The 7,183-nt window shown below is 70.1% G+C and carries 7 protein-coding genes; 6 read left to right on the top strand and 1 reads right to left on the bottom strand.

The genetic code is table 11. The features are described 5' to 3' along the window. The coding region (locus KD1_RS14865; protein ID WP_502690827.1) for an NADH-quinone oxidoreductase subunit D-related protein at nt 1-563 on the bottom strand (563 nt) is incomplete at its 3' end. A 51-nt stretch (nt 564-614) separates the two neighbouring features. On the opposite strand from KD1_RS14865, the gene KD1_RS14860 reads away from it, so the two are divergent. The 6 genes from KD1_RS14860 to KD1_RS14835 form a co-directional block, all read left to right on the top strand. After that, the gene (locus tag KD1_RS14860) at nt 615-1,502 is read left to right on the top strand and encodes a Rossmann-like and DUF2520 domain-containing protein (RefSeq protein ID WP_245627429.1); all 888 of its coding nucleotides are present in this window, start codon (nt 615-617) and stop codon (nt 1,500-1,502) included. A 49-nt stretch (nt 1,503-1,551) separates the two neighbouring features. Beyond that, a complete protein-coding gene (locus KD1_RS17700) occupies nt 1,552-4,212 on the top strand; it encodes an L-aspartate oxidase (RefSeq protein WP_068403217.1) in 2,661 nt (886 codons plus the stop codon). A gap of 210 nt (nt 4,213-4,422) precedes the next feature. Next, nucleotides 4,423-5,877, top strand: coding sequence for a lysine--tRNA ligase (gene lysS / locus KD1_RS14850; RefSeq protein WP_083542517.1), 1,455 nt, complete (start codon nt 4,423-4,425; stop codon nt 5,875-5,877). 1 nt (nt 5,878) lies between these two features. Continuing rightward, nucleotides 5,879-6,184, top strand: a complete 306-nt coding sequence (locus KD1_RS17105; RefSeq protein WP_174521119.1) for a hypothetical protein — start codon at nt 5,879-5,881, stop codon at nt 6,182-6,184. A gap of 77 nt (nt 6,185-6,261) precedes the next feature. Further along, nucleotides 6,262-6,615, top strand: coding sequence for a histone-like nucleoid-structuring protein Lsr2 (locus KD1_RS14840; RefSeq protein WP_068403213.1), 354 nt, complete (start codon nt 6,262-6,264; stop codon nt 6,613-6,615). Nucleotides 6,616-6,633: 18 nt separating this feature from the next. Further along, nucleotides 6,634-7,183 (top strand): hypothetical protein (locus KD1_RS14835; RefSeq protein WP_157073391.1); only part of this gene is annotated, 550 nt, incomplete at its 3' end.

Genomic DNA, 7,183 nt, shown 5'->3' with positions numbered 1-7,183 from the left:
ACGGCCGCGACCGCCGCGCGGGCCGTGCCCAACCACCCGTCGGGCACCGGGTGCGCGACCCCGCCGACGCGGTTGAACGTGTGGTGCATGCGGTGCCCGGTCACGAGTTCCATCGCCGCGATGACCTGCTGGGCCTCATCGAACATCCGCACCCGCGGGTCGCCCGGGTCGGGCGGGGTCACCGGGAACGTCCCCAGGAACGCCAGATGCGCGTGCACCCGGTTGAGTTCGGCCAGTAGCACGCGGGTCCAGTTCGCGCGCTGCGGCACCTCGATCCCCAGCATCTCCTCGGCGACGATAGCCAGCCCCATCTCGCTGCCGAACGCGGAGTGCCAGTCGTGCCGGTTCGCCAGCGCCATCGCCTGGCGCACGTCCCTGACCTCGAACAACTTCTCGGCCCCGCGATGCACAAAGCCCACGCGCGGATCGGCCCGGGCGATCACGCCTCCGTCAATCTCGAGATCGAGCAGGACCACCCCGTGCGACGTCGGATGCTGGGGGCCGAGGTCGAGCAGCGTGTCCGCGACGGGTTGTGCGGCCGCGCCGATCCCAACTGTGAGCATGCGCGCCATTCTCGCACCGCGACCACCGATCGATTCGGTAGGTTCGTGTCCGTGACTGCGCTGCCGCCCGACGCCCCGCGCCTGCGCACCGGCATCGTCGGTGCCGGGCACGTGGGCGCTGTCATCGGGGCCGCCCTGCAACGGGCGGGCCACGATGTGCGGGCCATCAGCGCGGTGTCGAACGCCTCCCTCGATCGGGCCGCGGCGCTGCTGCCGGGCGTGCCGGTGCGCGAGGTACCCGACGTCGTCAGCGACGCCGACCTGCTTGTGCTCGCCGTGCCCGACGACGCCCTCGCCCCGCTCATCACCGGGCTGACCGCGATCGAGGCGTGGTTGCCCGGTCAGATCGTCATGCACGTCTCCGGTCGACACGGGCTGGCCCCGTTCGACCCGGCGCTGGCCGTGCCGGTGCTGCCGCTGGCGATCCACCCGGCGATGGTGTTCACCGGCACCCACGTCGACCTCGACCGGCTCGTCGGCTGCCCGTTCGTCGTCACCTCCGCTGGCGACCTGCGCCCGGTCGCCGAGGCGCTCGTGCTCGAGATGGGCGGCCACCCGGTGTGGATCGCCGATGCCAGCCGCCCCCGCTACAGCGCCGCCGTCGACCACACCTCACACCTGGCCACCCTCATCGGCCAGGCGCTCGACCTGCTGCGCGGCGCCGGCGTCGGCGACCCCGGCGCGCTGCTGCGCCACCTCGCCGAGGCCGAGCTCGACAACGCGCTGCGCCACGGTGACAGCGCCCTGAACGGGCCCGTGCTGCGCGGTGACATCGGTACCGTCGAGGAGCACCTGCGTCAGTGTGCGCAGGCCTCGCCCGATACCCTGCCGACCTACCGTGCGCTGGCGCTGGCGACGACCGAACGGGCGGCGCGCGCGGGGCGGCTGCGAGCCGACGACGCCGCGACCCTGCGTCGGCTTCTCGCCGGCACCGACTGACGCGACCCCACCCACCCAGCCACACAACGATCCGACTCGAGGACCCCGCATGACGCAGCAGCCGAGCACCCGCGACCTGACCGTGCCCGCGGATTGGCCGCAGTTGCGCATCCCGCGCCGCCTCGCCACTCCGGAACCCGGGTGGACCACGCAGGCCGACGTCATCGTCGTCGGGTCGGGCATCGCCGGGCTGACCGCGGCGCTCAAGCTGCGCGAACGGGTCGGCAAGGTCATCCTCGTGACGAAGGCGCTGCTCAACGACGGGTCGACGATGTGGGCCCAGGGCGGCATCGCGGCCGCGTTGCACGAGACCGACACGCCCGAGGCGCACCTGCACGACACGCTCGTCGCCGGTGTCGGCGTATGCGACCCGGAGGCGGTGCGGGTGCTCGTCAACGAGGGGCCGCAGTGCGTGCGTGACCTCATCGACCTCGGCGCGAACTTCGACCGCACGGCCACCGGCGAGATCAGTCTGACGCGCGAGGGCGGGCACCACGCCGACCGCATCGCCCATGCCGGGGGTGATGCGACCGGAGCCGAGATCTCCCGGGCGCTCATCGCGGCGTTGCGGGCGGTCGAGGCCGACCCGGACATCGAGGTCGTCGAGCACGCGATGGTCGTCGACCTGCTCACCGACGACTCGTCGCGCGTGTGCGGCGTGACGCTGCACGTGCTCGGCGAGGGTGAGATCGACGGTGTCGGAGCGGCGCACGCCCGGGCCGTCGTGTTGGCGACCGGTGGGTTGGGGCAGGTGTATTCGGCGACGACGAACCCCAGTGTGAGCACCGGTGGCGGGATGGCGGCGGCGCTGCGGGCCGGCGCCGAACTCGCCGATCTCGAGTTCGTGCAGTTCCACCCGACGGTGTTGTGGCTCGGGGAGGGCGCGACCGGTCAGCAGCCGCTGATCTCGGAGGCCATGCGCGGGGAGGGCGCGGTGCTCGTCGACGCGGGCGGCACGCGGTTCATGGAGGGCATCCACCCGCTCAAGGACCTCGCCCCCCGCGACGTCGTGGCACGGGCGATCGTGGCGCAGATGGCCGCGACCGGCACCGATCACGTGTTCCTCGACGCGCGGCATCTCGGAGCGGAGTTCCTCGAGTCGCGCTTCCCGTCGATCGTCGCGCGGTGTCGCGAGCTCGGCTTCGACCCGGTGCACGACCTGTTGCCGGTGGCGCCGGCGCAGCACTACGCCTCCGGTGGCGTGCGGGTCGACCTCGATGGGCGCACGTCGCTGGAGGGGCTGTACGCGGTGGGGGAGACGTCGTGCACGGGGGTGCACGGCGCGAACCGGCTCGCGTCGAACTCGCTGCTCGAGGGGTTGGTGTTCGCCCACCGGATCGCCGCAGACCTGGGGGCGCGGTTGGCCGCCGGTGAGCTGCCGGCGACGACCCCGACCGAACTGAGCTCCGATGCGAGCCGGATCGGGGCCAAGCGTCGCCGCGAGGTGCAGGGGGCGATGACGCGCGGGGCGGGCGCGGTGCGCACGGCCGCGTCGCTGCGACGCACCGCTGCCGAGTTGGCCCAGGTTGGAGCGTTGACGAAGAAGGTCGGCGGTGGGCCGAAGTCGTGGGAGTCGACGAACCTGTTGCACGTCGGGTGGGCGTTGACCCTGCTGGCGTGGCAGCGGGAGGAGACCCGCGGCGGGCATCTGCGGGCCGATCACCCCGAGCGTGACGATGCGGCGTGGCTGGGCCATCAGTCGGTGCGCCGCGATGCCTCCGGGGCGTTGGAGGTGTGGTTCCGGCCCGTGACCGATCAGGCGGCGGCGCTCGCGGCGTTGTCGCCGGACGCGCCCGCCGAGGCGGATCTGGCGGCGTCGTTCGCCGGCCCGGGGTTCCCCGAGACCGAGGCGCGCCGCGTCGTGGCCACCGCGCTCGACGAGGACCTCGGCCCGGAGGATCTCGACGTCACGAGCATGGCGACCATCCCGGCCGACCAGGAGGCCAGTGCGGTCGTCGTCGCGCGGGCGGCGGGGGTCGTGGCCGGTGGTCCGGCGATCCCGCTGGTGGTGCAGATGGTCGCTCAACGCACCGGAGCATCGAGGGTGCCGGTGGTCGAGGTGCGCCTGGCCGACGGGACGCGGGTCGAGCGCGGTGACGTGATCGCGACGATCACGGGGCCGGTGCAGCAGATCCTCATCGCCGAGCGGACGATGCTGAACATCCTCTCGCGACTGTCGGGCGTGGCGACGCACACGGCCGCGTGGGCCGAGCAGTTGGCGGGCACGAAGGCGTTGGTGCTCGACACCCGCAAGACCACGCCCGGGCTGCGGGCGCTGGAGAAGTACGCGGTGCGCGCCGGGGGCGGTACGAACAAGCGCATGGGCCTGTACGACGTGGCGATGATCAAGGACAACCACAAGCTCGCCGCCGGCTCGTTGACGAATGCGTGGAATGCGATCCGGACGCGGTTCCCGAACGTCGTCATCCAGGTCGAGGTGACGACGACGGCCGAGGCGATCGAGGCGGTTCAGGCCGGAGCGCGGTTCCTCCTGTGCGACAACATGTCGCCGGCGTTGTTGCGCGAGACCGTCGACGCGGTGCGGGCCCTGGAGCCGGAGCTCGGTGAGCCGGTCGAGTTGGAGGCCACCGGCGGGTTGACGCTCGAGGTGGCGCGTGAGTACGCGCAGACCGGCGTCGACTTCATGTCGGTCGGCGGGTTGACGCACTCGAGCCCGATCCTCGACATCGCGTTGGACCTCGTCGACTGACGCCACCGCGCTCCGCCCCCACGCGGTTCGAGGTATAAACGACCGCTGTAACGGTCGCCATTACCTCGACCCGGCGAGGGGGCGCGGGGTGGGGAGCGCACGATTCGGTCGCACCCGCACACCGCGGATACTCTTGCCCGTGTGACTGCAAACGCTCCTGCTCCCGAAACCCCCGAGATCGAGACTCCTGACATCGACCTCCCGGAGCAGATGCTCGTTCGCCGCGAGAAGCGCGCCGCGATTCTCGCCGAGGGCGGCGAGCCGTACCCGGTGCATGTCGAGCGCACGCACACCCTGGCGCAGGTCCGCGAGCAGTGGGGCCACCTCGAGACCGGCGAGGAGACCCAGGATGTCGTCTCGATCGCCGGGCGCGTCATCTTCATCCGCAACACCGGCAAACTCGCCTTCGCCACGCTGCAGGAGGGCATTGGCACCCGGCTTCAGGTCATGCTCTCCCTGGCCGAGGTCGGTGACGAGGCGCTCGGGCGCTGGAAGGCCCAGGTCGATCTCGGTGATCACGTCGCGGTGACCGGGCGGGTCATTTCCTCGCGCCGCGGCGAACTCTCGGTCATGGCCACGAGTTGGCGCATGGCGAGCAAGGCACTTCGCCCGATGCCGGTCATGCACAAGGACCTTTCCGAGGAATCCCGCGTCCGCCAGCGATACGCCGACCTCATCGTGCGCCAAGAGGCACGTGACATGGTGCGCACGCGGAGCGTCGTGACCTCGGCGATTCGTCGGGCGCTGGAGGACCGCGGATACCTGGAGATCGAGACTCCGGTGCTGCAATTGGTGCACGGTGGTGCCAAGGCGCGCCCGTTCGAAACGCACATGAATGCGTTCGACCAGACAATGTCGCTGCGCATTGCGCTCGAACTCAACCTCAAGAAGGCCGTTGTCGGCGGTGTCGACCAGGTCTTCGAGATCGGTCGCATCTTCCGCAATGAGGGTGTCGACGCGACGCACTCCCCGGAATTCACCATGCTTGAGGCCTATCAGGCGTATGGCGACCAGCACACGATGGCTGAACTCATGCGCGAGCTGTACCTCGCGGCCGCGGACGCGGTCGGCTCCCGGCAGATCGAAACTCCGAACGGCGTCGTCGATCTCGATGGGGAATGGCGCTGGCTCAAGGTCTATGACGCCGCCTCGGAGGCGATCGGTGAAGAGGTCACCGTCGACACCGACGTCGCCACCATGCGCGCCCATGCCGCGCGTTTGGGCGTGGAGATCGACCCGGCGTGGGAGGGCGGTCACATTGCCATGGAAATCGTCGGCGAACTTGTCGAGCCCAACCTGTTGCAGCCGACATTCCTCTATGACTATCCGGCCGTCGCCCAGCCGCTGGCCCGCCCGCACCGCACGACGCCCGGATTGATCGAGGCCTGGGATCTCATCATTGCCGGAGTCGAGCGCGGCACCGCATTCTCCGAACTCATCGACCCGGTCATCCAGCGCGAGGTGCTCACCGCCCAGTCGCTGCAGGCGGCGGCCGGTGACCCGGAGGCCATGCAGCTCGATGAGGACTTCCTGCGCGCCCTCGAGTACGGCGCTCCGCCCATGGGTGGAATGGGTCTGGGTATGGACCGGCTCGTCATGCTGTTCACCGGCGCGAGCATCCGCGAGACGATCCTGTTCCCCCACCTGAAGCCGGAGGCCAACTGACATGTGGGAAGCGGCGTACCCATACATCATTGCCATCGCCCCGACGATCGGCGTCGCCATCCTCTTCTACATCGCCATCAAGTCGATGATCGAAGGTGACCGGCGGGAGCGCCGTGCGGTCGCGCAATGGGAGAAGGACCACGGACGATCCATTCGTCCGCAGCGAATCGTGGCCCCCACCGCGTCTGGTTCTGCGGAGACTGGTTCTTCCGCCTCCGGTTCGGCCGACACCCACACGGCCGAATCGGCCACGGGTGAGGCAGATCAGGTGGATTCGGCTCAGATTGAGCAAAATCCCCAGAGCTGAAAGCCGCGGAACGGCGCAAGATATGTTCAAATGTGGGTGCATCCAATTCCGCATCAATGCACTCAGGAGTGACTCCCATGGTTCAGCGTGTTCAGGTCTTGCTTGTCGACGACCTTGATGGCACGGACGCCGACGAGACCGTGACCTTTGGTCTCGATGGCGTGTCCTACGAAATCGACCTGACGGCGGACAATGCCGAGGCGCTGCGCGACGCCTTTTCGACGTATGTGGCGCATGCCCGTCGTTCCGGCGGCCGAAAGATTACCTCGGCCCGGCGCAGCAGTGGCGGTTCGGTGGCGACTGGTGGCCGTAAGGGCGCCCGTCCCGACCTCACGGAGATCCGTACGTGGGCCCGTGCGAATGGCTACGAGGTTTCCGACCGTGGGCGCATCAGCGCCGCGATCATGGAAGCCTACGAGGCCGCCAACTGATCGCGTAGCGTTATCGGTATGACCGACCCCGGCGCCCCTGTCTCCTCCGACGGGGGCGCCGGCGTTGTGCCCATCGGCGCGAATTCCGTTCTTTCCCCGGCGGATTTCACCGCGGCCTTGGCGCGCGTCGATGGGCGGGTGGCGCATCTGCACGTGCGGGCCGTCACCACCTCGCTGGACGTGCGCTATGACGCGGTAATCGACGATCCGGCCGTGGCCCGGCGATGGATGGCCGAACACGGCGCCATCACCCAGGACACGTACGGCGTCGTGCCGCCCGGCTTGTCCGCCGCATCGGTGTTGGCGTACCTGCTCGACTCACTCGCCTCCGTGGCGGCGCAGGCCGCGGTCGCCGGGCCCGTCGCGCTCGACCTCGACCCGGCTCAGTGGTCGCTCGAGGTCGATCGGCAGTGGTGGTACCCGATGGGTGTCGGAGTGCAGTTGGGCCGGGCCCGTCGTGAGCCCGACCGGGCGGTGCGCCTCGCCCGGACCGAGGCCGCCTACCGGGCGACCGCCGAGGCGCTGGCCACGACCTTCCCGGCGCCGGGCCGCATGAGCTCGCGGCAAC

The organism is Kribbia dieselivorans NBRC 106261 (genome assembly GCF_001552435.1).
GTDB lineage: Bacteria > Actinomycetota > Actinomycetes > Actinomycetales > Dermatophilaceae > Kribbia > Kribbia dieselivorans.
The sequence above is the reverse complement of the archived record's forward strand: the minus strand, read 5'-3'. Positions and strand labels throughout refer to the sequence as shown.

What these genes read in the sequence shown, in the direction of transcription:
- KD1_RS17700 (WP_068403217.1), top strand. Translation starts at nt 1,552, where the DNA reads ATGACGCAGCAGCCGAGCACCCGCGACCTGACCGTGCCCGCGGATTGG.
- lysS (WP_083542517.1), top strand. Translation starts at nt 4,423, where the DNA reads ATGCTCGTTCGCCGCGAGAAGCGCGCCGCGATTCTCGCCGAGGGCGGC.
- KD1_RS17105 (WP_174521119.1), top strand. Translation starts at nt 5,879, where the DNA reads ATGTGGGAAGCGGCGTACCCATACATCATTGCCATCGCCCCGACGATC.
- KD1_RS14840 (WP_068403213.1), top strand. Translation starts at nt 6,262, where the DNA reads ATGGTTCAGCGTGTTCAGGTCTTGCTTGTCGACGACCTTGATGGCACG.